Raw genomic sequence first — 26,624 nt, forward strand, 5'->3', positions numbered from 1 at the left:
TACTCGAAGCAAAGAGCCAGATTCCATCTGTCTCTTTTTATTTTGCCGTCAAAAATCCCCTGCTTGTATAAGGCAACCATTTTCTCCCTAACATAATCTCGTCCCAATATTCATACATATGGAGCAATGAGGGACGGGGTGAATGAAGGTGCTGAGAAAAATAGGGGCAGCCATAGGCTGTATGTTGATTATGGTGGTGTTCATTCGGGCGAATGGAGGAGGTACGGCGGGCTATATCAGCGCAATTAAACAGGAAAAAGGCATGATGACGCAGCTGCAAGAGTCGGTTTTGGATGAAAATAAAGCAAAGCTGCGCGCTGCTGTCGTAGCCGAAGCCGAGAGCCGCTCCATTAAGCCTATCGATGCCCGGATTGACCGCGTATGGAAGGCTATTCCCGGCTACAATGGGCTGGAGGTGGATGTCGACGCCACGGTGGAGAAGACGATTGCATCGGGCTCCCTTTCGCCGATTTTATATGTATACAAGGAGACGCCTCCTCGTATTAAGCTTGCGGATTTAGGGCCGCTTCCGGTATACAAAGGCAATCCAAACAAAAAAATGGTATCGCTAATGATTAATGTTGCGTGGGGCAATGAATACATAACGCCGATCCTTGAAACCTTGAACAAGGAAGAGGTAAAGGCAACTTTTTTTCTAGATGGCTCGTGGTTGAAGAAATATCCGGAAATCGCCAAGCAAATTCAAGCGGAAGGGCATGAAATGTCCAATCATGCGTATACGCATCCGAAGATGAGCGAGCTCAGCCGAAATGATGCTTATTTGCAAATTTCCCGTACGGAGGAATTGCTCAAATCGACGCTTGGCGTGACGAATAAGTGGTTTGCCCCGCCTTCGGGCGATTTTAACCAAATGACGGTACAGGTGGCGGCGGAGCAGAGGCTTCGCACGGTGTTATGGACAATCGATACGGTCGATTGGACCAAGCCGGGAGCAGACTGGATCATTCGGCGCATTTCGTCGCGGCTGGAGCCTGGCGCACTTATTCTGATGCATCCGACAGCGTCCTCGCGCGATGCTTTAACCGGAATGATTCGTGAAATTAAACGCCAGGGCTATGCGCTTGGCCCCGTTAGCGAGACGCTTTCGGAGGCGCGGATACCTGCTGCTGTTGAGCCGCAACCATAATTTTGATATAGTGTTAACATTCATGCTTACAGGAGGACCCTTCGTGAAAAAATATACGCTTAGCAACGGTTTAAGAGTCGTAGTTGAATATATCCCAACCTGCCGTTCGGTTTCATTTGGCATTTGGGTCAAAACAGGCTCCCGAAATGAGACGCCTGAAAATAACGGGATCTCCCATTTTATCGAACATATGCTTTTCAAGGGGACAGATCAGCGGACGGCTAAAGATATTGCCGATCTGTTCGATGGTATTGGGGGCAATGTAAATGCATTTACCTCCAAAGAGTATACCTGCTATTACGCCAAGGTGCTAGATGAGCATTTGCCGCTCGCAGTTGATGCGCTTTCGGACATGTTTTTCAATTCCAAGCTGGATTTGGCGGATTTGGCGAAAGAGCGGAATGTTATTTTAGAAGAAATTTCGATGTATGAGGATACGCCAGATGACAAGGTGCATGATGAAGCTTCGCGTGCCGCTTATGGCGATCACCCTCTCGCTTATTCGATTCTGGGCCTAGAGGAGCGTCTTGCCGAAATGACGCCTGATACACTGCGCGCGTATATGAACGATTATTACACGATTGACAACACCGTCGTCAGTGTCGCCGGCAATGTGGAAGAGGGCAAGCTGCTGGAGCTGCTGGAGAAGTACTTTGGCAAGTTTGACCGCAAAGGTACATCGCAGCTGGTGGAGGCGCCGGATTTCCGCGGCGATTATATTTTCTATAAAAAGAAAACCGAGCAAAATCATCTTTGCCTGTCCTTTCAGGGCTGTTCGATTTCCGATGAGAAGCTTTATGCGATGGTGCTGCTCAATAATGCGCTTGGCGGCGGCATGAGCTCGCGCCTGTTCCAAGAAATTCGCGAAAAACGCGGCCTTGCTTATTCGGTTTATTCCTATCACTCCTCTTATGCGGACAGCGGCCTGTTCACCTTGTATGCGGGTACGGCGCCTAAGCAAACGAAGGAAGTGCTTGATTTGACGATGGAGCAGTTAGAGGAGCTTGCTTCCAAGGGGCTTGAGGATGCTGAGCTTCATCGCGGCAAAGAGCAGTTGAAGGGCAGCCTGATTCTCAGTCTGGAGAGCACGAGCAGCCGAATGACCCGTCTTGGGAAAAATGAGCTGATGCTGGGCCGGCATTACACGCTCGATGAGCTGCTTGAGCGCATTGATTCCGTGAAGATGGAAGATGTGAGGAGCGTAACAGAGCGTTTGCTTGCAGCACCTTTTGCGGTGGCGATGGTAGGTTCGAGTGAAAGGGCTGCATCTAAACTTGGGAGGGATCGTTTTGTATCGCGTACTGTTTAAAAGAGTAGAGGGCAACGAAGACATCAAGCTTCCTTGCAAAATGTCCGAATGGGCTGCAGGCTTCGACCTGCAGGCCGCTGTATCAGAGCCTGTTGAGCTGGCACCGGGAGAGCGCAAGCTCATTCCTACAGGCTTTGCCATGGCTATGCCAGCCGAGCTGGAGGCGCAAATCCGCCCGCGCAGCGGCCTGGCTTACAAGCATGGCATTACATGCTTGAACTCCCCAGGAACGATCGACGCCGATTACCGCGGCGAAGTGAAGGTGCTGCTCGTCAATTTGGGGCAGGAGCCGTTCACGATTGCACGCGGCGAGCGCATCGCCCAAATGGTGTTCCAGCAAGTTCCGGTTGTCACCATTGAAGAGACATCCGAATTGCCGGATACCGTGCGTGGCAGCGGCGGGTTCGGACATACTGGCGTTTAAGGATTAGAAGACCGGAGCAGATGCTCCGGTCTTTTTTTTCACCCATTCTAGGCCCAGGCATAAGATAGTCTATATCTACATGCGCAAGAGAGGAGTGAAGCCGATGCTAACAGGCGTTCAAGTGCTGCTTATCGGCGGCGACGCCAGGCAGCTTGAGGTGATCCGCAAACTGGCGGAGCTGGATGCGACCGTAGTCATAACGGGCTTTGACGGTCTGCAGTCGACGCCAGAGGGAGCGGTTCAGGCTGAATATAATGAACGGCTGTTTGACGGGGTTGACGCACTAGTGCTGCCTGCCGTCGGAACCGATGACCAGGGCGTCATCAGCGCTGTATTCAGCGATAGCAAGATCAGGCTGGAAGAGCGCCATATGGCACGCTTGCCTAAGCACTGCAAAGTATACGCTGGTATGGCAAAACCATATTTAAGCGACCTTTGCAAGCAGCATCAGCTGGAATTGGTAGAGTTATTTGAGCGCGACGATGTCGCAATTTACAACTCCATTCCGACAGCTGAAGGTGCGGTAATGATGGCGATTCAACATACCGATATTACGATTCATGGCTCCACCTGCATGGTGCTCGGGTTCGGAAGAACGGGGTTCACATTGGCGCGGACGTTAAAGGGCTTAGGGGCGAATGTGCTTGTCGGAGTACGCAAGGGAGAGCATTTTGCAAGAGCGCTCGAAATGGGCTTCGAGCCTTTCTACACCAGCAATTTGCGGCAATATACGGGCAATATTGACTTGCTTTTTAACACAATTCCGACTATGATAGTCACAGCGCAAATTATAGCAAATCTTCCTTCGCGAAGCGTCATTATTGATCTGGCTTCGAAGCCTGGCGGAACTGATTTCCGCTTTGCTGAGAAACGGGCTATTAAGGCGATGCTCGCGCCCGGACTCCCCGGTATCGTCGCACCCAGAACTGCTGGACGAATCATAGCCGATTGTTTAACACAATTGATTATGGACGACTTGATAAATCGGGGGAATGGGGAATGAATTGGTCCGGACTTACGGTAGGGTATGCATTGTCAGGGTCTCACTGCACGTTTGCCGAGGTTATGCCGCAAATCCAGCGGTTTGTAGACGCAGGCGCGAACGTAGTACCTATAGTATCGCAGACGATTATGACGACGGATACGAGATTCGGAACGTCGGAGCAGTGGCAGACACAGCTCAAAGCGATAACTGGCAATGAAATTATTTCGACGATCGTGCAAGCGGAGCCGCTTGGCCCATCCAAGCTTATTGATGTGCTGCTCATTGCTCCATGCACGGGCAATACAACAAGCAGGCTGGCTAATGCGCAGACTGACAGTGCGGTGCTCATGGCATCCAAATCGCAAATGCGAAATGGAAGGCCAATCGTCATTGCAATTTCTACGAATGATGGCCTTGGCCTTAATTTGGCGAATATTGCGAAGCTGATCGTAACGAAAAATATTTATTTTGTGCCGTTCGGCCAAGATAATCCGGTACAGAAGCCCAATTCGCTCGTAGCGAGAATGGATTTGGCACTGGAAACATGCGAGGCGGCGCTGCAAGGCAAACAGTTACAACCGCTCATTATTGAGCGTTTTAATTATTAAGTTTTTTATTCTGAGTTTTTATAAGACCGAGGGGAGCATTACGGCAAATGTCAAATCAAAAATTGTTTAACGTTGCAGTAGTTGGCGCAACAGGCGCAGTAGGGGAACAAATACTAAACTTGCTCGATAAGAGAAACTTCCCTATTAAGGAACTGAAGCTTCTGTCTTCAGCGAGGTCTGCTGGTACGAAAATCACATTCAAAGGCCAGGAAGTGACGGTGGAGGAAGCGAAGCCGGAAAGCTTTAAGGGCATTGATATAGCATTATTCAGCGCTGGTGGAGACGTTACGAAGGCGCTCGCGCCGCATGCAGTTGAATATGGAACGGTATGTATTGACAATACGAACGCTTACCGTATGGACCCAAATACGCCGCTTGTTGTGCCTGAAGTGAATATTGACAAGGTAAGCGAGCATAAAGGTATTATTGCGAATCCGAACTGTTCGACAATTCAGATGGTAGCTGCGCTTAAGCCGCTTCAAGACAAATACGGCATTAACCGCATTATCGTATCGACTTATCAAGCAGTATCTGGAGCAGGTGCGAAAGCCATTGAGGAAATGCTGCGCCAGACGCGTGCATCCCTTGACGGCGAAGCGGTCAATCCGGCTATTTTGCCAGTAGGCTCGCTGCCTGTGAAGCATCAAATCGCCTTTAATGCGATTCCGCAAATCGACAAGTTCCAAGAAAACGGCTACACGCTTGAAGAGATGAAGATGGTCAATGAAACGAAGAAAATTTTGGATGACCAGACCATTGAGGTTACTGCTACTTGCGTACGTATTCCAGTCGTTTACGGCCATTCGGAATCGGTTTTTGTTGAGCTGAAAAATAACTACGATTTGGAAGATGTCAAGCAGCTGTTGTCTGACGCCCCGGGTGTCGTGCTGGTTGATGATCCGGCGAATCAGCTTTACCCGCTCGCAACGGAAGCAGCCGGCAAGCCGGAAGTATTTGTCGGACGTTTGAGACGCGATCTTGGCCATGAAAATGGGCTTAACCTATGGATCGTATCGGATAACCTGCTTAAAGGGGCCGCATGGAATGCGGTTCAAATCGCCGAGCACATCGCACAGGCTTAACGAATAAACGGTGTAAGGACTTGATAGCTGGCGGCATCTTGCCTTTCGGTGATGGGGGAAGAGGCTTATGCGAACTCTCGTTATGAAGTTTGGAGGAACCTCGGTATCATCCGATTTTGCCAGAAATCATTGTTTGGAGCATATTAAGCGTGAACGCGAAAATGGTTTTCAGCTCGTCGTTGTCGTTTCGGCTATGGGTCGCCTAGGCGACCCTTATGCTACGGATACGCTGCTTGATTTAGTACGAAGCAATGGTGACTCGCTTCCGCTGCGTGAGCGGGATATGCTGCTGGGCTGTGGTGAGATGATTTCTGCCGCGGTCTTATGCAGCTTGCTTTGTTCAAAGGGCATTCCCACTACTATTTTAAGCGGCTATCAGGCAGGCATTATAACGGACGGGCATTTCGGCCAAGCGAGAATTGCCGACTTGCGTCCGGAGCAGCTTCTAACGAATCTTGGTGAAAATAAAGTCGTTATCGTTACCGGTTTTCAAGGCGGTACCGAAAGTGGGGAGCTGACTACGCTCGGCCGCGGCGGGAGCGATACGTCGGCGACTGCACTTGGCGCTTCGCTGCGTGCAGAGCGAGTAGATATTTATACCGATGTTAACGGAATTTTGACAGCTGATCCGCGAATTGTGAATGATGCAAAACCGCTTCTTGTCGTCAGCTATGCAGAAATTTGCAATATGGCTCGTCAAGGGGCTAAGGTCATTCACCCGCGTGCTGTTGAAATTGCCCAGCAAGCCAGAATACCGATTCGTGTGCGCTCGACCTTTTCGCTCGATGAAGGAACGTTAGTAACGGATAGCCCGCTCCATGCTACCGGAATGGTAAGTGACCGTCATGTAACAGGCATTGCGCATGTAGCGGGCATTACTCAAATTTCGGTGCAGACGGTAGAAGGCAAGGCGGACGTCCAGCTGCAAGTTTTTCAAACGATGGCCCGTCATCATATTAGCGTAGATTTTATAAATGTGACGCCAAGCGGAGTCGTCTACACCGTATTTGACTACGATGCAGCTAAGGCTGTAGCCGTACTGACGGACTGCGGTTATGCACCGACCGCGATTAGCGGCTGTGCAAAGGTATCTGTCATTGGCGGCGGCATGAACGGTGTTCCAGGCATTATGGCCCGTATTGTAGAAGCCCTTACACTGCAGGGAATTGCTATAATGCAGGCGGCGGACTCCAATACGACCATTTGGGTACTGGTTAAAGATGCGGATATGGCATCTGCGCTGCGTGCGCTTCATGCCAAGTTCGAGCTTCATTTGTAGCAGGAAACACAGGCAATAGACCTGTTTTGCGAAGCAAAGCTTTGGGCCTGAGCTTGCGAAGAAGCTTTTGCTTTGCGAAACTTGAATGTAGATAGCTTACGAAGTAAGTTTTGCTCCGCAAAACTTTAAGATTATGCTTACGAAGTAAGTTTTGCTCCGCAAAACTTTAAGGAGGAGTCAAAATGGAATATGGAAGGTTAGTTACGGCGATGGTCACCCCATTCGATGCCGCTGGCGAAATTGATTGGGATGCGACTGGGCGATTAATCGATTACTTAATTGAAGAGCAGCTTAGCGAGAGTCTTGTTGTATCCGGTACGACGGGGGAATCTCCTACACTTACGGATGCGGAGAAAGAAGCGCTATTTCGTTTTTCGGTAGAGCGCGCTGCTGGACGGGCTAAAATTATCGCAGGCACAGGCAGCAATGATACGGCACATTCCATCCATTTGACAAAGGTGGCAGAGGCATGTGGAGTTGACGGCGTGCTGCTTGTTGCTCCTTATTACAACAAGCCGAGCCAGGAAGGCCTTTATCAGCATTTTAAAGCGATTGCAGATTCGACGAAGCTTCCGGTTGTATTGTACAACGTTCCGGGCCGTACAGTCGTGAATATTTCGGTTGAAACGACGCTGCGCCTAGCGGCGATTAGCAACATTGTAGCTACAAAAGATTGTGCGTCATCGGAACAGATTATTCAGCTTGTAGCAGGCGCTCCAGAGGGCTTTAAGGTTTACAGTGGCGACGATGCGGCAACGCTCCCGACTTTAGCAGTAGGCGGTTATGGCATTATCAGTGTAGCTAGCCATGTTATCGGCAAAAAAATGAAGCAGCTTATCGATGCTTATGTGAGTGGAGACGTTGCTTTGGCGGCCAAGCTAAACGCTGAATGCTTCCCGGTATTCAAGGGCTTGTTCGAATGTCCGAATCCGGTACCGAACCCGGTTGCTCTGAAGCATGTAATGGGACTGAGCGGCTTCCCGGTTGGCGGAGTTAGACTTCCATTGGTAGGCGTTACCGAATCGGAAGCTGAATTTTTGCAAAACCTCGTCGATTCATCAACCGCATTTTAATTCAAGCTCTTCATAAATCATTAAGCTGGTGCCTAGGCACCAGCTTTTTTTATTCACTTTATTTTTCCAACATGAACTTTCATGTTATTCCTATTACATTTGTACTCCCTATTTTTCATATACAGCCGGTGATGGGGGCAATAAGCGGTTTTAAAAGCAATGGGTGAAGAGGAAGAAGCGGAGGGAAAGGTTTGGGAGTGAGAAGCGCGAGCGTTCGCTTTTTCCTTGTGATTTCTACCGCTAAAGCTTTTACAGATTGGAGAAATCACAGGGGAATGGCGATCGACCCCCAAACCTTTCCCGCAGCGCCCCAACCTCACCCCATTCTTTTCCCGCACCCAGCCCCTCAGCCTTGTATTCGATCTTTTTCATCATGTATAATAAGTTCAAGTGATCGGGTGCGGAAATGATTTGCAAATTAAGCTAAGAATGGAGCAGCTTCCTTCTTGTTTAACAGGAGAAAAACATGACCTCATCAGGTTGGAAAAAGGAGGGATAGTCATTGTCCAAAAAAAATGTGCAGGATAAACTGTTGATTTTTGCATTAGGCGGTATTGGTGAAATTGGTAAAAACATGTACGTCATTCAATATGACAATGATATTGTAATTGTAGATGCGGGGCTTAAGTTTCCGGAAGAGGATATGCTCGGCATAGATATAGTTATTCCGGACATTTCGTATTTGAAGGAAAATCGCGAGAAGGTGCGCGGTATTGTCATAACGCATGGACATGAGGATCATATCGGCGGGCTTTCCTATATGCTTCGCAGTCTTAACGTTCCGGTATATGCCACGAAGCTTACGCTGGGACTGATTGAAGGCAAGCTGAAGGAAGCAGGGCTGCTGGGCGAAACGAAGCGAATACTGATTAATGCGGATTCGGAGATAGAGCTGGGCAGCATCCATGTATCCTTTTTTAAAACGAACCACAGCATTCCTGACTCCGTAGGCGTGTGCTTGGAGACGCCAGAAGGTGTCGTCGTGCACACAGGCGACTTCAAGTTTGACCATACACCAGTCAATGAGCAATATGCTGACATTAAGCGGATGGCGGAAATCGGGCAAAAGGGCGTGCTTGCTCTGCTGTCTGACAGCACGAATGCGGAGCGTCCAGGCTATACGCCTTCAGAGAAAAATGTAGGGGAAGAGCTCAAAGATATATTCCGCAAATCGCCGCAGCGTGTCGTAGTTGCAACGTTTGCTTCCAACGTTCACCGTATCCAGCAGGTCATCAACGCAGCTATTGCTACGGATCGTTATATTGCTGTAGTAGGACGCAGCATGGTCAATGTGGTCGGAATCGCTGGAGAGTTAGGTTATTTGAACATTCCAGACGGCATGATTGTTGAACCGGAAGCCGTGAATAAGCTGGCCGCGGATCGCGTCGTTATTTTATGTACCGGCAGTCAAGGAGAGCCCATGTCAGCTTTGACACGCATGGCGCGCTCGACGCATCGTAAAGTCGATATTTTGCCGGGAGATACGGTCATTATTGCAGCGACGCCCATTCCAGGTAATGAGCGGTATGTAGGGCGGACAGTGGACGAGTTGTTCCGTCTTGGAGCGAACGTCATCTATGGTCCAGGCTCGGTATCTGGAGTCCACGTTTCTGGTCACGGCAGCCAGGAAGAGCTGAAGCTGATGCTTAATCTGATTAAGCCCAAATATTTTATTCCCATTCATGGTGAATATCGGATGCTGCGGCAGCATGCTTTGCTGGCCGAGGCGGTTGGCATTGAGAAATCCAATATTTTCGTTATGGAAAATGGCGACACAGTAGAGGTGCAGGGGGGCAAGGCGCGCAGAGGCTCGAAGGTTCCAGCAGGCAATGTGCTGATTGATGGTCTTGGCGTTGGCGATGTCGGCAATATTGTGCTGCGGGATCGCAAGCTGTTGTCTCAGGATGGCATTCTCGTCGTTGTAGTGACGCTGCGGAAGCAGGAGGGCACCATTGTGTCTGGACCTGATATTATTTCGCGCGGATTCGTTTATGTACGTGAATCGGAAGGTCTGCTCGATGAAGCGAACAAAATTGTGTCTGCTACGCTGCTGAAGCTGATGAACGATAAAGTGAACGAATGGGCTTCGCTAAAAACGAATGTCAAGGATGCACTGGGACGTTTCCTCTATGAGAAAACGCGTCGTCGGCCAATGATTTTGCCGATTATTATGGAAGTGTAGTTTAAAAATAAAAAGGAGTGACGGACGCCCGGATAGCCGGAACGTTCGCCACTCCTTTTTATCGTTGAAACAGAGCAGCAGATTAGGATTTTGCTGCTATAGTAGCGCTGCTGTCGATTTTAGCCTTGCCGCCGCTGCCAATCCAGGTACGCTTCCATTCCTTTTGAATGAACGCGAGCATGAGCATGCTGAGCAGGGCGATACTGCTGAGAATGAGGAAGCCTGGCGTGTAGGAGCCCGTCGATTGATAAAGGCTGCCGAGAATAAGGGGGAGGAAATAACCGCCAACACCGCCTGCTGCGCCAACGATGCCGGTCATTATGCCAATCTCTTTACCAAAGCGCTGCGGTACGAGCTGGAATACAGCGCCATTGCCTGCGCCTAGACACATCATGCCAAGGAACAACAAGGTACTTACTACATAGAGTGGAGGCAGCAGGGAGATGGAAGCTAGCATAACACCAGCTCCAACATACAGCGACATCAGGACGCGAATACCCCCCAGCTTATCAGAGAGCCAGCCGCCTACTGGTCGAAAGAAGCTTCCGGCAATGACACAAATCGTTGTAAAATCTGCCGCCTGTATGGCGGAAAGTCCATACTGCGTATTGAAGAAAATCGTCAAATAGTTCGACATGCCAACGAAGCCGCCAAACGTTACACTGTATAAAAGACAGAATAGCCAAGCGTCCTTTTGCTTAAGAACCTGCGCATATTCGGAAAGCTTTTTAGGCGCAGGCTGATTCGGACTTTCCTTTGCAAAAATCGTGAATATTACAAATACGACTGCAATAGGGATGAGGGCAAGTCCAAATACGGCTTCCCAGCCGCCAAAATGCTGTGCCAGCCTGTTCGCAAAAAGCGTTGTCAAAACCGTACCGCTGTTTCCGGCTCCAGCAATACCCATCGCAAGTCCTTGATATTGTGGCGGATACCATCTGCTGGCGAGCGGAAGCGCTGCTGCAAAAGATGCTCCAGCTACACCGAGCAATAAAGCGACAAAGTGGAGCTCAGTTAACGAGTCAACGAATTTCCAGCCCCAAATAAGCGGAATCATAGTGACAAGCATGCCGATTTGGCCTGTTCTTTTTGGACCGATATGGTCTGTCATGAAACCAAGCACGAGCCGGAGCACCGAGCCGCCCAAAATCGGGAGCGCTACAAGCTTCGCTTTTTGTGCAGCATCCATCGGATAATCGCTGGCGATGACGACAATGAGCGGCCCCATCAAAATCCAAATCATAAAGCTGATATCGAAATACAAGAAAGAACTGAACAAGGATGGTTTATGTCCACTTTTCCAAAACGCTTTTTTATCTAACATGTCTCTATCTCCTCTATGATTGATTTTCACGTGCTCAGTCAGCATGGGTGATGGCGGTTTTCGCATTCCCGGGGTGCATGGCGCACCGCAATTCCAGCTGTCATATGAAGAAAAGGCCGCAGTCTGCCCCAAGCTAAAGCTCGGACGGATTGCGGCCTCATTGCCGAACGCCAGCACGACTCTGTGCGGACGATAGTTGCTCACCTCATTGTGAACTCAAGCTGAATTATAGAATATCGACTAATTCATGTCAACAAATATTACACAAAACTTAATTTTTCTCTATACGCTTAATTTGCGTCATATATATTGACATGAATGTCGAATTCTTTTATGCTCATCATAATCCACATAAAAGGCCGCACAATGGTGTGCCGCCGCCCACCGGCAATGAAGCCCGCTCCCTGCAGACAGGGAACGGGCTTTTATGCTTATTTTCAGCTATAAGAAGGAGGAGTCGAGCATGGCAGTTGCCCGTGTAGATCGTGTTGATATAAAAAAAGGTTTTAGCGTTGACGAAGCGGTTCGCTGTTTACTCGAACATACGCTGCCGGGAAAGGTGGAGCAAGTGCTTTTACAGAAAGCTGCTCAGCGAGTGCTTGCCGAGGATTTTTACTCCCCTTTTCCAATGCCGCCTTTTCGTCGAGCAGCGATGGATGGATATGCGCTCCATGCTGCTTTTACGCAGACGGCTTCACCTGGCAACCCGATTCGGCTTATTGTAACTGGCGAGGTGCAGGCGGGGGCGGGAGAAATAGCTTGGCATACGGGCTTTGGCAGCCGTCCTCTCATTAATGAACAGCTGACGGCAGTACGTATCTTTACTGGAGCCCCTGTACCCGGTGGTTTTGATGCTGTGATTAGGCAGGAGGAGATTCAGTCGCAACCGAGCCTGCATGGACAGCAATCGGATGCCTTAGCGCTGGGCATGTCGCAAATTCAAATCAATCAGCCCGTGCAGCTGGGAAAAAATATTGCCGAAGCAGGCGAAGATATAGCTGAAAACAGCCTCGTCATTAAAAAAGGCACCATACTTGGTTCGAAGGAAATCGCCATTCTCGCCTCTTTTGGACAGGAACACGCTTCTGTAGTCGCTCGGCCGATAGTTGCAATCCTTCCTATTGGAGATGAGCTGCTGCTTCCAGGCCAGCCCTTGCAGCCTAATCGGATCTATGATGCCAATGGCTTCGCCGTGGAAGCCTTTCTACAGGAGCAGGGAGCATCGGTTATTCGTTCCTTGCCCATTAAGGATGATGCCGAATTAATTGCTAAGGCGATTAAGCTAGCTGCGGAGCAGGCGGATTTGGTTATTACAACTGGAGGCATTTCGGTAGGTGATTACGATTGCGTTGCTCATGCGGCAGACTGCCTTGGTTTTGAGCCTTTGTTCACGAAAGTGATGATGCGTCCTGGGCCGCATTCATCAGCATTTATAAATCAAGGCAAGCTGCTGATCAGCTTGTCTGGCAATCCTGGAGCATGTTACACAGGGCTTGTGCTGTTGGTGAAGCCAATCGTAAAACATGGGATGGGGCTTGATGGAAGTGAGGCGGGGTGGAAGCAAGCCATATTAATGGACGATGTGGATAAGCCTTCGCCGTATCCCCGTTATATTCGCGCATTTGTGTGGATGGAGGAGGGGGAATGGCGGGTTAGGCCGCTGCCGAACGATAAATCGGGAAATATTGCTGCTTTTGCCGGGGCAAATGCATTGGCAGCGATTCCTAGTGAAGGCCTTCAGGCAGGAAGGCAGGCCGCATTTCTTAGTTTGACTTAACGAGCGTTTGCCATGTTGGCGATTTTACAATAATTCGGCCGTAAAGTGACGTTTTGCAGGAGCAGGGGCATAAATAAACTCGACATTCCCATACTATGACGAGCCGTAGGTTCAGCCAAAACGGTATTAGCCTTGTTCAAGAGGGGGAATTCGCCGATGTGGCCGTATTCAATGAGTTTAACAGGAGAACAACCTGAGCCGTATGACGAAGAGAAGAAAAAGGCGGCTGGGGCGCTTGACGCTTTGCAGCAGTTGGGCCAGGTAAACATTCCGCAGGCCGAATCCAATATTTTTTGCATGACGATTATTGGACAGATTGAAGGGCATATGGTGCTGCCGCCGCAAAATAAAACGACAAAATATGAGCATTTGATTCCACAGCTGGTCGCAGCCGAGCAAAATCAAAAAATCGAAGGTGTGCTGATCGTTCTCAACACAGTTGGCGGTGATGTGGAAGCGGGGCTCGCTATTGCTGAAATGATTTCTTCTTTGTCAAAGCCGACAGTTACGCTCGTACTTGGTGGCGGACATTCGATCGGCGTTCCGATAGCAGTAGCGGGCAACCTATCCTTCATTGCTGCGACAGCAACGATGACCATACATCCGATTCGCTTGAATGGCACCGTGATTGGCGTTCCCCAAACGTTCGAGTATTTGGATAAAATGCAGGAGCGCGTCGTTCGCTTCGTTACGATGCACTCCAAAGTGTCGGAAGCGACTTTCAAGGAATTGATGTTTAAAACAGGAGAGCTGACACGCGATATCGGAACAACAGTCATTGGCGGAGACGCGGTTCGCCATGGCTTGATTGATGCGGTAGGCGGTCTTGGCGATGCGCTTCGGGAGCTTAAGCGGCTAGTAGAGGAACGCAGGCAGACGGGAATGCCGGGGGTGTTTAACTAATGTCTGTTCTATATACGATTGTTCCGCTGGAAGAAGTGCTGGCGGGCTGGCAAGCGGAGGAGAAAATTAATCAGGGCCGCGAAGTTTGGGTGGATGGCGTATATATGCAGGTAGAGCCAATTGCGCCAGGGATGGGCAAAGTCATTCGACTCATTCATTGCGGGCTGGATGATTATTTAAATCCGCAGCTTTCGCCAGGAGCTGTTGTCAAATATTGATAAAGGATTTTGCCGTTTAAGGGACTATCGAACGAATAGGAACATTTGTCCACCTATGGTATAATGTTTTACCGGGGGTGACGAACGTTGGCTAAGAAAAGAAGGGGCAAGAAATCGCTCGCAGCAAATTTGAAATATGAGGTTTACGGTATTTTACTCATTACGGTATCGATTATTGCTTTATCGGGAGAGGCGACGGTAGGACGTTCATTGTCCAAACTGTTCGGCCTCTTTCTGGGTAAATTTTACTTTGTGATTGCACTGATTGGCATATATGTGGGGCTGGTCGTGATGGTCAAACGGATGTGGCCGAAAGGCTGGTCCAATCGGAAAACAGGCATGCTTGTGCTGGTGCTTGCCTTTACGCTGTGGAGCTCCATTGCGGAAATCGACCGCAAGCTTGGGGATACGACACTGCTGTCTGGCAAAGTGATTTTGAATCAGTTGGACAGCGACTTAAGGGGAGAGCTGCTTACTTCCAATCCGCAGGATTTGCGCCCGCTTAAGGACAAGGCTATTAGCGGTGGTTATGTTGGAGCGCTGCAATATTCCGTACTTTTCACCTTATTTGGGAAAATTGGAGCTCAGTTGCTCATGCTTGTCATGATCGCAATTTCCATTATGCTCATAACGGGGAAGTCGTATGTGGAGTTGTTCAAGACGCTGCGTACCCGCTTTGTCCGTATGCTCAAGCTGCTCGCAGCCAAATGGTCGGATTATTCCGCCGAGCGGGCTGCAGCACAATCAACTAGAAATGCAAGCGTGGTAACGTCAGCAAGCACCGTGCTTACTTCGGACAATACGATTGACGATGATGAAGAGAATTTTGCACCACGTCCAGTCAAAAATAAAAAGTCATTGTTTTTCTCCTGGCGACAATCCGATAAGTCGAAGGCTGCCGCCAGCCATGACGAATGGGAGCTGGAGGATGATCCGCTTCACGGTGAGTCTGGTCGTGGCGAAGAGGGCGCGGCAGTACCGCATTGGGCGGAAGATTGGGATCAGGACTGGGATAATGAGCAGGATGAATTTGCTGCCCAAACAGCGCCCAGCACAGTTGCTTCATCAACAGCTGCTGCAGTTCCGCTGCCAGAGACAAGCGCTAGCTTATGGCCTAGTGAGCAGGAGAATTTGGCTGCTAAAGATGCCCAGCCGTACGCTCACCCCGGCATAACCGATGAACAGGAATGGTCAGAGCCATGGAGACCGCAAGAAACGCAGGAGCAGCAAGAGCTGGTACATATAGAAGGAAATGAAGCAAAAGATTCGGAGTATGACGCAGATGAGCAAGCGAATGGTGCATTTGGGGAGCAAGCTGTTCAACAAGGTGACGATGAATATGATGAGCCTTTAATGGATAGCGAGAGAGTGGCAGAAGATCATTTGGAAGCTGCTGCTGTTCCTGGCTCAAACGCTGGCAGCCATGAAGCGAACCAACAAGCAGCCGAAAGCAAGCCGGCGCTAGCCGCATCAAACGTACCGCTAGTCAAGCCATACGTTTTACCGCCGTTTACTTTGCTGTCCAAGCCTAGCCATATGGTTAGAGGCGGCATTGGCTCCAGTTCCATGGAGGCGAAGCTTAAGCTGGAGCGCACACTTGAAAGCTTTGGCGTGAAGGCGAAGGTGCTTGATCCCGTTATCGGTCCAGCCGTTACCCGTTTTGAGGTTGAGCCGGCATCGGGCGTGAAGGTTAGTAAAATTGTCAGCTTGACTGATGATATTGCACTTGCGCTTGCAGCTAAGGATATTCGGATGGAAGCGCCTATTCCAGGCAGATCGGCCATCGGCATTGAAGTGCCGAATATGGAAATATCGATTGTTACGATGCGCGAAGTAATGGAAACAAAGGAATTTTATGATTCTCCTTCCAAGCTGTCGATTGCCTTCGGCCGTGATATTGCGGGCAAGCCAATCGTGGGCAATTTGGCGAAAATGCCCCATTTGCTTGTAGCGGGAGCGACGGGCTCCGGTAAATCAGTCTGTATAAACGGAATTATTACTAGTATTTTGTACAAAGCAACGCCGGATGAAGTGAAGTTTCTCATGGTCGATCCAAAAATGGTGGAGCTAAACGTATACAACGGTATCCCGCATTTGCTGGCGCCTGTTGTAACCGATCCGCGTCGTGCATCGCTTGCGCTTAAGAAAATCGTAGTCGAGATGGAAAAACGCTATGAGCTGTTTTCCAAATCGGGAACGCGAAATATTGAAGGCTATAACACTTTAATGGCAGACAATCCGAAAGCGGTTCTGCCTTACATCGTCGTCATCGTCGATGAGCTTGCCGATTTGATGATCGTAGCGGCTAATGATGTCGAGGATGCCATTGCCAGACTCGCGCAAATGGCCCGTGCGGCAGGCATTCATCTTATTATTGCAACGCAGCGTCCGTCTGTTGACGTCATTACCGGTGTCATTAAAGCGAATATTCCATCGCGGATTGCTTTTGGCGTTTCCTCACAGGTCGATTCGCGAACGATACTCGACATGGTCGGAGCGGAAAAGCTGCTCGGCCGCGGCGATATGCTTTACTTGCCGATGGGTACCTCCAAGCCGACGCGGGTACAGGGCGCATTCCTTTCCGATCAGGAAGTAGAGGCGCTTGTCGGTTATGCCAGAGGACAGGCAGAAGCGGAGTACAAAGAAGATCTTGTACCGGAAATTGAGGAGGAGACGGCTAGCTCTGACGAGGTCATGGACGAGCTGTATGATCAGGCCGTTCAGATCGTCGTCGAAGCAAAGCAGGCGTCGGTATCCTTGCTTCAACGCCGCATGCGTATTGGCTACACAAGGGCTGCAAGGCTTATTGACGAGATGGAAGCCCGTCATATCGTGGGGCCATACGAAGGCAGCAAGCCGCGTGAGGTGCTGCTTACAATAGATCAGCTCGAAGCGGGACGAATCAGTTCTTAAAATGCCAGCAGCGAAAAATTTTGCATAGAAGCTGCACTGATTTCTCATACTAGACTTAGGCAACGCTGCTAATTAGCGTACTATCTTGTAAGAGAAAGGCAGATCCTTCTATGAAAAAGCGACTAATGGTCATAACAGCAGTACTCGTTTTCGTCTTGTTTGGCTCCTACTCTCTCCGGCATATGCATCAAGTCAAGACTTCGGAGACGTTCAGTAATGCTACGCTCAAGGTTGGTTCCTCGGGCAATGATGTGTACGAGCTGCAAGGCAGGCTGAAGCATCTTGGATATTTCAGCGGCAAAGTGGATGGACAGTTTGGAGCAAGCACGAAAAATGCCGTTACCTGGTTCCAATGGAAATTTGGAATGAAGGCCGATGGTGTAGTTGGGGCATCGACAAAGCTGAAGCTTTGGGAAGCGACTAAAGCCTGGAAGCCGACAGCAGCAGATTCTCCATCTGGACAAGCTGGCTCGGGTAATACAGCTGCCCCTAGCAATGGCGGCGGAGGTGGAAGCTCGCTTTCCAAGGGCAATAAGCTGGGCCTCAGCGCCAATGATTTGAAGCTGATGGCCAACGCCGTTTACGGCGAATCCCGAGGCGAGCCCTACGAAGGGCAAATAGCCGTTGCAGCCGTCATTTTAAATCGACTGCAATCGACGAGCTTTCCGAATTCGATTTCGGGCGTTATTTTTCAGCCGGGTGCCTTTACCGCGGTAGCGGATGGCCAAATTTGGCTGACGCCAAATGAAACAGCCAGCCGTGCGGTGATGGATGCCATCAATGGCCAGGATCCATCAAATGGCTGCTTGTATTATTTTAATCCGGAAACGGCAACCTCGAAGTGGATATGGACCAGGCCTCAAGTGAAAACGATAGGCAAGCATATTTTTTGCATGTAGAGCCTGTAAAGAAGCAACCGTTCTGCCTTAACGCAGCTCTGGTTGCTTCTTCCTTTTCGCATCGGTTAGAATGGTATAGGAAGCTCGAAATTGGAATACATTTACTTGAAGCATAGAACGTTATGCTTTTTGTAGGCATAAGAATTTAGTTTGGAAGGAGCTAGCGAAGGTGACACTTTTCGAAAGAGGACAATTTGGTCGAATACGGCTGCATGTGCTGCCAACTAAGCGTTTCAAGACGTTCGCGATTTCCTTGTTTGCCGGGCGCGTGCTTGCAGAAGATACGGTTACAGAGACAGCTCTTATTCCTTTTGTGCTGCGCAGAGGGACGGCGGCGACGCCTGAGACGAAAGCATTTCGCGAGCGACTCGACGATTTGTACGGTGCCGGCTTCGGCTTTGATGTATATAAGCGTGGCGATTCTCAAATCGTTCAATTCCGCATGGATGTGATTAATGATCAATTCGTATCTTCGGGCACGCCGCTGCTTGCTGCGTCATTAGGGCTGCTTGGCGAGGTGCTGACTGAGCCGCTGCTGGAAAATGGCGCATTCAGCCGCAAATACGTCGATGCGGAGAAAGTGACGCTCACGAAGCGGCTGGAGTCCATCGTCAATGATAAAATTCGCTATGCCGCTGAGCGCTGCGTTGAAGAAATGTGCGCGAATGAGCCTTATAGGCTGCATCCGCTTGGCAAGCTGGCTGTAATTGACGAGATAACCCCGGAATCTCTCTACAAGCAATATAAGAAGTGGCTTGATGAAGCGGCGCTCGATTTGTACGTAGTAGGCGATACTACGCTTGAGGAAGTGACAGCTTATGTACGTGATGCATTCAAGCTGACAGACGGAGCAGCGGCAAATTATCCAAAGGCAGACGTTACTCACCAGGTGCGCGAGGTTCATATGGTTGTTGAACGGATGGATGTGACCCAAGGGAAGCTTAATTTGGGCCTGCGTACGGGCGTCGCTTATGGCGATGATGATTATGCAGCAGCACTTATGTATAATGGTGTGCTGGGCGGATATCCGCACTCCAAGCTATTTTTAAATGTGCGTGAGAAGGAAAGCTTGGCTTATTATGCCGCTTCCCGTCTTGATGGACATAAAGGCATATGCACGGTGCAGTCAGGCATCGAAATCGAGAACTATGAGAAAGCGGTCAAAATTATTCGCGAGCAGCTTGAGAGCATGCGTCAAGGCGAGCTGTCCGAGCTTGAAATGAGCCAGACGAAAGCGATGATAGCGAATCATTTGCGCGAGCTGCAGGATTCCGCTTATGAAATGATTGCTTACGATTTTAATGCGGTGCTGTCCGGCAAGGAAAGAAGTGCCGAGAAGCTGCTTGAGCAGGTGCAGGCCGTTACTGCTGCTGATATTGTCAGAGTCGCACAAAATGTGCAGCTCGATACGATTTATTATTTGCGTGATCGGAAGGAGGCGTAACCATCGTGCAACCATTGGAGTATAAGGGCGTACAGGAGACGCTTTATCGTGAAGTGCTGGATAATGGGCTTGAAGTCATAGTGCTGCCTAAAGAGGGCTTTCATAAAACCTACGCAACATTTTCGACGAAATATGGCTCCGTAGATAATTGGTTTGCAGTCGGCGATGGGGAAGCGGTCAAAGTTCCCGACGGTATTGCCCATTTTTTGGAGCATAAAATGTTCGAGGAGCCAACTGGCGATATTTTCGCTACGTTTGCTTCCCAAGGCGCTTCAGCGAACGCTTTTACGAGCTTCGACCGTACTGTCTATTTGTTTTCAGCGACGGAGCAAATTCCTGCCAACTTAGAGACGCTCATTAATTTCGTGCAAAATCCTTATTTCACCGATACGAATGTGGACAAGGAAAAAGGCATTATCGAACAGGAAATCAATATGTACAAGGATAATGCCGATTGGCGCGTTTATTTTGGGCTTATTGATGCGCTGTACCACACCCATCCGGTTCATATTGATATTGCCGGCACTGTAGAGTCGATTTATCAAATTGACAAGGAAACGCTGTATCAGTGCTATGAAACCTTTTACCACCCATCCAATATGCTGCTGTTCGTCGTTGGCGGCGTAGATGCGAAGGAAGTATTTGAGCTTGTAAGGCGCAATCAAGCGGCTAAAAACTTCAAGCCGCAGGGTGAAATACGTCGTTTATTTGAGGATGAGCCGACTTCGGTCAAAACGCCGCATAAAGTAACGAAGCTTCCGGTATCGCTGCCAAAATGCATGTTTGGCTTTAAGGAGAAAAACACAGGGCTATCCAGCGAAGAGCTGCTGCGTCAGGAAGTTACTTCCAAGCTAATGCTGGACGTATTGTTCGGGCCAAGCTCCGCTTTGTATGAAGAGCTATATGAAAGCCAGCTTATTTCCGATTCCTTTGGAACCGAATATAATGCAAATCCGGGTTATGCGTTTTCGGTGCTTGGCGGAGATACGCCAAATCCAGAGCAGCTGCTAGCTCGTGTTAAGTCTGCTATTGAGCAAGCGCTTGAGAGTGGACTCGATGAAATCGCCTTTGAACGCTCAAAACGAAAAAAAATCGGCGGTTACTTGCGGATGCTGAACTCCCCTGAATCCATCGCAGGCGAATTTACACGCTACCGCTTCCGCGACAGCGATATGTTTGATGTACTGCCGTTGTATGAAAGCTGTACGCTTGAGCAGGCAAATGAGCGCCTGCGCGAGCATTTCGATTTTAATCAGCTGGCGGTATCAATAGTGGAGAAGCCTGAGGCGTGAAGACGCTGGGGGAGATGACTGTGCTTATAACAGGGGGAAGCCGTGGCATCGGCGCCGCAATTGCGCGGCGCTTCGCGGCGGAAGGCATGAATGTCGTCATCCATTATTTAAACGCCCATGAGGCGGCAAATGAAACAGCAAGGGAATGCTTGCAGCTTGGCGGAGATGCAATGACCATTACCGCTGATTTGCGCTCCAAGGAGCAGCTGCTGCGCATGCGAGACAAGCTTGAGGCACATAACCGAATGCCTGATATACTCGTTAACAATGGCGGTGTTGCGCATTATGGCATGCTCATGGACGTATCGGAGGAAGAATGGGACGACCTGATGGCTGTCAATTTGAAGGGAATGTTTTTGTGCAGCCAGATTTTTATGCCGCCCATGATTGAAAATCGTTTCGGCCGAATTATTAATGTTTCCTCCGTTTGGGGAATATCAGGCGCCTCCTGTGAAGTGCTGTATTCCACTTCCAAGGGAGGGATGAACGCTTTCACGAAAGCTTTGGCTAAGGAATTGGCGCCGTCGGGCGTTACAGTCAATGCGGTTGCTCCTGGAGCGGTAAACACCGAAATGATGGATGGATTCAATGAGGATGAGAAAACAGCATTAGAGCAGGAAATTCCGCTGGGCCGCCTCGGCCAGCCGGATGAAGTCGCTTCGCTCGTTTATTTTCTCTCCCTGCCGGAATCTTCCTACATTACAGGTCAAGTCATAAGTCCGAATGGCGGCTGGCATACGTAAGGAAAAATGCTGTTTTTTGATGGCAAATGATCCGCATAATCTGCCTCGTATCGAAGCAAAATAATGACTGTTGATGATTCTTCACAAAACAAGGAGGCGAAGAAAAATGTCAACCGTTCTTACAAACTTCGATACGTGGAAGCAGTTTTTGGCTGACAAGGTGCAGCATGCGAAGCAAATCGGAATGAATGATGAGGCCATCACCAGCCTGGCCTTCGAAATCGGTTCTTTTCTCGATGAAAAGGTCGATCCGAAAAATGAGGAGCAGCGCGTATTGAAGGAACTGTGGGATGCAGGCGACGATTCCGAGCGTAAAGTTCTAGCCTGCCTCATGATAAAGCTGGTACAAAAGGCGTAATCCGCTACATGTTATTCGCAGAAAAGCCTCCCGCACGGAGGCTTTTCTGCGAATATGAATCATAACCGCAAGCACCGGCCGCTATCTTTTCAATAGTTTTGATGTGAGGTTGCAGGATTGTGGCGAAAATTGTAGAATAAGATTTTGACGGACAACAGGAAATGTACGGTCAACAATGTGCTGGGATGGTGATTAGGCTGGAATCAAAACAATGGTATATGGAATATAAGATACATAAGAACAGGCCAGGCTTGCTCGGCGACATAGCTTCTTTGCTTGGTATGTTGGAAGTTAATATAATGACGATTAACGGTGTAGAAGACCGGACGCGCGGCATGCTGCTGCAAACCGATGATGAAGAAAAAATCGTGCTGCTCGGCAAAATGCTGAAAAAAGTTGATAATATTACAGTGAACAAGCTGCGGACGCCAACTATTGTAGATATTTTAGCTGTGCGCCATGGAAGATATATCGAACGGGATTCTGACGATCGCAAAACATTCCGTTTTACCCGCGATGAACTGGGTATTCTCGTTGACTTTCTTGGCGAAGTGTTTAAACGTGAAGGCAATCAGGTAATAGGTTTACGTGGCATGCCGCGCGTAGGGAAAACAGAATCCATCATCGCTGGCAGCGTATGCTCAAATAAACGGTGGGCGTTCGTTTCTTCAACGCTTCTCCGCCAAACGGTAAGAAGCCAGCTGTCGGAAGAAGAAATGAACGAAAATAATATTTTTATTATTGACGGCATTGTGAGCACGATTCGTTCCAATGAGCGCCATCATGCCTTGCTGCAGGAAATTATGGCTATGCCTTCGACGAAGGTCATTGAGCATCCCGATATTTTTATTAAAGAGTCCCAATACGATCACAGCCATTTTGATATTATTATAGAGCTGCGCAATACGCCGGATGAGGAAATTACGTACGAATCGTTTACTGCAAATTACTCGGATGATTTTTAAGTTGAAAGGAGGAAGCAGGCATGTCTAATCTTGGAGCGCTGCTCCGCAAGGCGCGTGAAGAACGCGGGCTGACGCTTGACGATATTCAGGAAACGACGAAAATTCGCAAACGCTACCTCGAAGCTATCGAGAGCGGCGATCACAGCGTGCTGCCGGGAAGCTTCTACTTGCGGGCCTTTGTGAAAAATTATTGCGAAGCTGTAGGGCTTGATACCGAAGAGGTGCTGCGCCTGCACGAGAAGGAAGTACCGAATACGATTACAGAAACATTAACGGAGCCTGTTACCACAAGGCCGCCCAGACGCGTACAGTCTGTCGGCTCTGACCGTATTGGCAAGCTCGGCTTTAATGTGATGATGTGGTCATTTTTGATTTTGATTGTGGCGGTCGTATGGATTTTTGTCATTAATCAAAAAGACAAACCTTCTGATATGGTTGATCAAGGTACGAAAATTACCGATGAATCTGCACCACCTACGCCAACGCCGGAAGCTGGAGCGTCAACGGGTGCTGTTGCGCCTACGGTTACACCATCTCCTACACCGACGATTCAGGAGGATGTGACGGTTACTTTTTCATCGAAAATCGGCAAGGTCGACCATTATGATGTAGGTCCAGGAACAGCCGTGCACAAGCTGGAAATCAAGGTTGCTGGCGGGAAAAGCTGGATGGAAGTTCGTGAAGGCGGCTCAAAAGGCAGCGCGCTGCTATCGGAAAATGCAAATGACGGCTCGACATTGAACTTTGAATTGACTCAGCCGTTATATATCAATGTGGGCCGTGCCGATCTGGTCACGATTTCAGTTGATGGCGTGCTTGTTCCCGATGGGGACCGTGCAGGCTCAAAAAAAATCCAGTTGAATCCGGCGGCATCGGCGAATGCAGGCAGCCCGGAAGCGACCGGTTCGGCTACGCCATAACACGGATAATAGCTATTTTATAGGGGAGTGGAGTTACATGTCTTCAGAAAGTTCATTTGATATTGTGTCCAAGGTGGACATGCAGGAGCTAAACAATGCGATTCAGCAGGCGGAGCGTGAAATCGAGACGCGCTTTGATTTTAAAGGCAGCAAAAGCAGCATTAAGCTGGAAAATGAAGAGCTGGTTCTCGTCTCTGATGATGAGTACAGATTGAACAGTGTAATTGATATTTTGCAATCGAAAATGATTAAACGCGGCGTGCCGATCAAAAATATGGATTACGGCAAAATTCAGTCGGCTTCGGCGAATACTGTTCGTCAGCATGTAAAGCTTAAGCAGGGCATTGATCAGGAGCATTCCAAAAAAATTAATATTTTGATTCGCGATTCGAAGCTTAAGGTGAAAAGCCTGATTCAAGGCGATCAAATTCGCGTAAGCGGCAAAAGCCGTGACGACTTGCAAGCTGTTATGAATTTGCTGCGCGGTGCTAACTTGCCGATTGAGCTGCAATTTACAAATTATCGTTAACCGCATGTGGCGGTATTGAAGTCCTCTTTTTTCGCTTTTGGCGGGAGAAGGGGGCTTTGTTAAACCTGTTTTTCTTCATTTTGACACCAGATTAAACAATGTATTATACTTGATAAGATAGTTTCGCGGAAGGGATCTGGGGAGACGCAGATGACAGAACAGGTGATTGCAATGATAGGCAATGGCAGGACGGATTTTGTTTTATTCGGGGAGGATGAGGTATGAATCTCGCCAATAAAATCACGCTGGTTAGAATTATTTTAGTGCCGATTATTATGGTTTTCCTACTCGTTAATATGAATGTGGGCTCAGTTGTATTTGATGACTATTCCATTACATATAACCAGATTATTGCGGCGATTATTTTTATTGTGGCAGCGAGTACGGATGGTTTGGACGGGTATATCGCCCGTAAGAACAAAATCGTAACCAACTTAGGCAAGCTTCTCGATCCTCTCGCTGACAAGCTGCTTGTGGCTGCGGTTCTGATTTCCCTTGTGGAGATGGATAAGCTGGCTGGCTGGATTGCCATCCTGATTATTAGCCGTGAATTCGCCGTTACGGGACTTCGTCAAATTGCGCTGCTTGAGGGCAGTGTTATGGCGGCCAGCAACTGGGGCAAATGGAAAACAGCTATACAAATTACGATGATTATCTCGCTTTTGCTTAACAATTTCCCATTTGCTTTCATCTCATTTCCATTTGATTTGATTGCAAGCTGGGTCGCAGTTGCGATTACGCTTTATTCCGGAATTGATTATTTTGTGAAAAATAAACATCTAATACCGGTTGAATAACGATGAAACGCGCTTTGCCGTTTTTTGAAAAGCATCTTTCCTGTTTCGGGAAGGATGCTTTTGCTTAAAATATAAGAAATTTATAAGTTACACCCCTATAATGGGCTTATATTTCATCGCGAAATGGCGCTGCCATTACCTAAAGGAGGATGAATAGCATGAAAGCAGAAATTATTGCAGTAGGTACAGAATTGCTGCTCGGACAGATTGTAAATACAAATGCACAGTATTTGTCCCAAGAGCTGGCCGCGCTAGGCATTGATGTTTATTTTCAAACCGTAGTCGGGGATAACCCCGAGCGTATTCGCAAAGCAATTGTGACAGCGAGAGAACGCGCTGACCTGCTCGTGTTTACAGGCGGTTTGGGGCCCACGCTTGATGATTTGACGAAGGATGTGCTGGCTGCTTATTTGAGCCGTGGTTTGTCCTTGCACAAGCCTTCCATGGATAAAATCGAAGAGCTGTTCAGCTCAAGAGGCGTACATATGGTTGAAAGCAATCGCAGACAGGCATTGTCTATCGATGGAAGCGTACCGCTGCACAATGCGGCGGGCCTTGCGGTAGGCAACGCTCTGACGGAGGATGGCACGCATTATATGCTGCTGCCGGGACCTCCACGGGAAATGAAGCCGATGATCGACGGGCCGGGCAAGGAATGGCTGCGGACGCTGCTCGGGCATGAGCAGCCGCTTTATTCGCGGTTGCTGAAGTTTGCAGGCATTGGGGAATCCAATTTGGAGGCTAAACTGCTCGATCTAATCGAGGCTCAGGTTGACCCGACAATTGCTCCTTATGCGAAGGAAGGCGAGGTAGCTATTCGCGTTTCGACGAAGGCGGCCACACAGGCAGAGGCTGATGGCAAGATTGATGCGACAGTGGAGCAGATTATTGAACGCATTGGAGAGCATCTATACGCCCAAGAGGACATTCCGCTGGAGGAGGCGGTCATAAGACTGCTTCGCGCTAGCAGACGCAAGCTAGCTAGTGCTGAGAGCTGCAGCGGCGGTCTGCTAGCAGAGTTGATTACGAGCGTACCTGGAAGCAGTGGGGAATACACGGGCGGTGTTGTAACGTATACGAATGAAATGAAGCATGCGCTGCTAGGCATACCTCTTGCGCAGCTAGAGGGCGAAGGGGCTCCTGGCGCCATAAGCGAATCGACAGCTGCGCTAATGGCTGAGCGGGTGCAGCAGCTCGCAGACAGCGATTTCGGCGTGTCTATAACAGGTGTTGCTGGCCCTGCGGAGAGTGAAGGCAAGCCGGTAGGGCTTGTTTATATAGCTATTGCCGAGCGTGGCAAGGAGACGATGGTTTATCCATTGCAATTAAGCGGCAGCCGGACGATTATTCGCGTTCGCGCTGTAAAAACATTGCTGTACCGTTTGTGGCTTGCAATTCAAAACTAACTATATAAGAGTTCTTCGACCAAAATTTGGCGAAAGGTGTTGCTTTT

General features: G+C 49.1%; 24 protein-coding genes. 23 read left to right on the plus strand and 1 reads right to left on the minus strand.

The annotated features are described in order from the left end of the window. Positions 1 to 142 precede the first annotated feature (142 nt). From AC50X8_RS20960 to AC50X8_RS21000, 9 genes are all read left to right on the plus strand, one after another. Positions 143 to 1,147 (plus strand): polysaccharide deacetylase family protein, encoded by a 1,005-nt coding sequence (locus AC50X8_RS20960; RefSeq protein ID WP_494881267.1) that lies wholly within the window; start codon positions 143 to 145, stop codon positions 1,145 to 1,147. A gap of 43 nt (positions 1,148 to 1,190) precedes the next feature. Continuing rightward, complete coding sequence (locus AC50X8_RS20965; protein WP_494863944.1) at positions 1,191 to 2,456, plus strand: M16 family metallopeptidase; 1,266 nt, start codon at positions 1,191 to 1,193, stop codon at positions 2,454 to 2,456. Next, positions 2,437 to 2,880: a dUTP diphosphatase gene (gene dut / locus AC50X8_RS20970; protein ID WP_056038128.1), complete on the plus strand. Its 444-nt coding sequence runs from the start codon at positions 2,437 to 2,439 to the stop codon at positions 2,878 to 2,880. Before AC50X8_RS20965 ends, dut begins: the two co-directional genes overlap by 20 nt. 103 nt (positions 2,881 to 2,983) lie before the next feature. Further along, on the plus strand, positions 2,984 to 3,883 hold the full coding sequence (dpsA, locus tag AC50X8_RS20975) for a dipicolinate synthase subunit DpsA (protein ID WP_056038125.1): 900 nt from the start codon (positions 2,984 to 2,986) through the stop codon (positions 3,881 to 3,883). Beyond that, positions 3,880 to 4,473: a dipicolinate synthase subunit B gene (locus AC50X8_RS20980; protein ID WP_046230765.1), complete on the plus strand. Its 594-nt coding sequence runs from the start codon at positions 3,880 to 3,882 to the stop codon at positions 4,471 to 4,473. The genes dpsA and AC50X8_RS20980 overlap by 4 nt, the downstream gene beginning before the upstream one ends. A gap of 47 nt (positions 4,474 to 4,520) precedes the next feature. Beyond that, positions 4,521 to 5,555: an aspartate-semialdehyde dehydrogenase gene (locus tag AC50X8_RS20985; protein WP_046230766.1), complete on the plus strand. Its 1,035-nt coding sequence runs from the start codon at positions 4,521 to 4,523 to the stop codon at positions 5,553 to 5,555. Between the two features lie 67 nt (positions 5,556 to 5,622). Next, positions 5,623 to 6,834 (plus strand): aspartate kinase, encoded by a 1,212-nt coding sequence (gene dapG / locus AC50X8_RS20990; protein WP_056038124.1) that lies wholly within the window; start codon positions 5,623 to 5,625, stop codon positions 6,832 to 6,834. A gap of 182 nt (positions 6,835 to 7,016) precedes the next feature. After that, positions 7,017 to 7,907: a 4-hydroxy-tetrahydrodipicolinate synthase gene (dapA, locus tag AC50X8_RS20995; protein ID WP_494863941.1), complete on the plus strand. Its 891-nt coding sequence runs from the start codon at positions 7,017 to 7,019 to the stop codon at positions 7,905 to 7,907. A gap of 502 nt (positions 7,908 to 8,409) precedes the next feature. Then, positions 8,410 to 10,089 (plus strand): ribonuclease J, encoded by a 1,680-nt coding sequence (locus tag AC50X8_RS21000; protein ID WP_056038118.1) that lies wholly within the window; start codon positions 8,410 to 8,412, stop codon positions 10,087 to 10,089. Positions 10,090 to 10,171: 82 nt separating this feature from the next. Here the strand turns inward: AC50X8_RS21000 and AC50X8_RS21005 are convergent, their stop codons facing one another. Next, complete coding sequence (locus AC50X8_RS21005; protein ID WP_056038115.1) at positions 10,172 to 11,413, minus strand: nitrate/nitrite transporter; 1,242 nt, start codon at positions 11,411 to 11,413, stop codon at positions 10,172 to 10,174. A gap of 463 nt (positions 11,414 to 11,876) precedes the next feature. On the opposite strand from AC50X8_RS21005, the gene AC50X8_RS21010 reads away from it, so the two are divergent. From AC50X8_RS21010 to AC50X8_RS21075, 14 genes are all read left to right on the plus strand, one after another. Then, positions 11,877 to 13,190 carry a molybdopterin molybdotransferase MoeA gene (locus AC50X8_RS21010; protein WP_494863939.1) on the plus strand — a complete coding sequence of 438 codons (1,314 nt, stop codon included), beginning with the start codon at positions 11,877 to 11,879 and terminating at the stop codon, positions 13,188 to 13,190. Between the two features lie 171 nt (positions 13,191 to 13,361). Continuing rightward, on the plus strand, positions 13,362 to 14,093 hold the full coding sequence (locus AC50X8_RS21015; protein WP_494881270.1) for a ClpP family protease: 732 nt from the start codon (positions 13,362 to 13,364) through the stop codon (positions 14,091 to 14,093). Next, the gene (locus AC50X8_RS21020; RefSeq protein WP_473759297.1) at positions 14,093 to 14,311 is read left to right on the plus strand and encodes a YlzJ-like family protein; all 219 of its coding nucleotides are present in this window, start codon (positions 14,093 to 14,095) and stop codon (positions 14,309 to 14,311) included. The genes AC50X8_RS21015 and AC50X8_RS21020 overlap by 1 nt, the downstream gene beginning before the upstream one ends. Positions 14,312 to 14,398: 87 nt before the next feature. Continuing rightward, positions 14,399 to 17,224: an FtsK/SpoIIIE family DNA translocase gene (locus tag AC50X8_RS21025; RefSeq protein ID WP_494881272.1), complete on the plus strand. Its 2,826-nt coding sequence runs from the start codon at positions 14,399 to 14,401 to the stop codon at positions 17,222 to 17,224. Between the two features lie 110 nt (positions 17,225 to 17,334). After that, positions 17,335 to 18,123 carry a spore cortex-lytic enzyme gene (gene sleB / locus AC50X8_RS21030; RefSeq protein WP_494881277.1) on the plus strand — a complete coding sequence of 263 codons (789 nt, stop codon included), beginning with the start codon at positions 17,335 to 17,337 and terminating at the stop codon, positions 18,121 to 18,123. 169 nt (positions 18,124 to 18,292) lie between these two features. Then, on the plus strand, positions 18,293 to 19,567 hold the full coding sequence (gene yfmF / locus AC50X8_RS21035; protein WP_056038097.1) for an EF-P 5-aminopentanol modification-associated protein YfmF: 1,275 nt from the start codon (positions 18,293 to 18,295) through the stop codon (positions 19,565 to 19,567). A gap of 5 nt (positions 19,568 to 19,572) precedes the next feature. Further along, entirely contained in the window at positions 19,573 to 20,859 is a 1,287-nt protein-coding gene (yfmH, locus tag AC50X8_RS21040) for an EF-P 5-aminopentanol modification-associated protein YfmH (protein WP_056038094.1), read from the plus strand. A 14-nt stretch (positions 20,860 to 20,873) separates the two neighbouring features. Next, positions 20,874 to 21,602 carry an elongation factor P 5-aminopentanone reductase gene (gene ymfI, locus AC50X8_RS21045; protein ID WP_056039063.1) on the plus strand — a complete coding sequence of 243 codons (729 nt, stop codon included), beginning with the start codon at positions 20,874 to 20,876 and terminating at the stop codon, positions 21,600 to 21,602. 106 nt (positions 21,603 to 21,708) lie between these two features. Continuing rightward, complete coding sequence (locus AC50X8_RS21050) at positions 21,709 to 21,960, plus strand: DUF3243 domain-containing protein (protein WP_056038091.1); 252 nt, start codon at positions 21,709 to 21,711, stop codon at positions 21,958 to 21,960. Between the two features lie 197 nt (positions 21,961 to 22,157). Beyond that, complete coding sequence (locus AC50X8_RS21055) at positions 22,158 to 22,925, plus strand: DUF3388 domain-containing protein (protein ID WP_046230848.1); 768 nt, start codon at positions 22,158 to 22,160, stop codon at positions 22,923 to 22,925. A 20-nt stretch (positions 22,926 to 22,945) separates the two neighbouring features. After that, positions 22,946 to 23,845, plus strand: coding sequence for a helix-turn-helix domain-containing protein (locus AC50X8_RS21060; protein ID WP_056038088.1), 900 nt, complete (start codon positions 22,946 to 22,948; stop codon positions 23,843 to 23,845). 37 nt (positions 23,846 to 23,882) lie between these two features. Then, positions 23,883 to 24,374 (plus strand): YajQ family cyclic di-GMP-binding protein, encoded by a 492-nt coding sequence (locus tag AC50X8_RS21065; protein ID WP_046230783.1) that lies wholly within the window; start codon positions 23,883 to 23,885, stop codon positions 24,372 to 24,374. 221 nt (positions 24,375 to 24,595) lie between these two features. Then, a complete protein-coding gene (pgsA, locus tag AC50X8_RS21070; RefSeq protein ID WP_056038085.1) occupies positions 24,596 to 25,171 on the plus strand; it encodes a CDP-diacylglycerol--glycerol-3-phosphate 3-phosphatidyltransferase in 576 nt (191 codons plus the stop codon). A gap of 158 nt (positions 25,172 to 25,329) precedes the next feature. Continuing rightward, a complete protein-coding gene (locus AC50X8_RS21075) occupies positions 25,330 to 26,577 on the plus strand; it encodes a competence/damage-inducible protein A (RefSeq protein ID WP_056038082.1) in 1,248 nt (415 codons plus the stop codon). The last annotated feature ends 47 nt before the right edge of the window (positions 26,578 to 26,624 follow it).

The organism is Paenibacillus sp. JT22N15 (genome assembly GCF_059383755.1).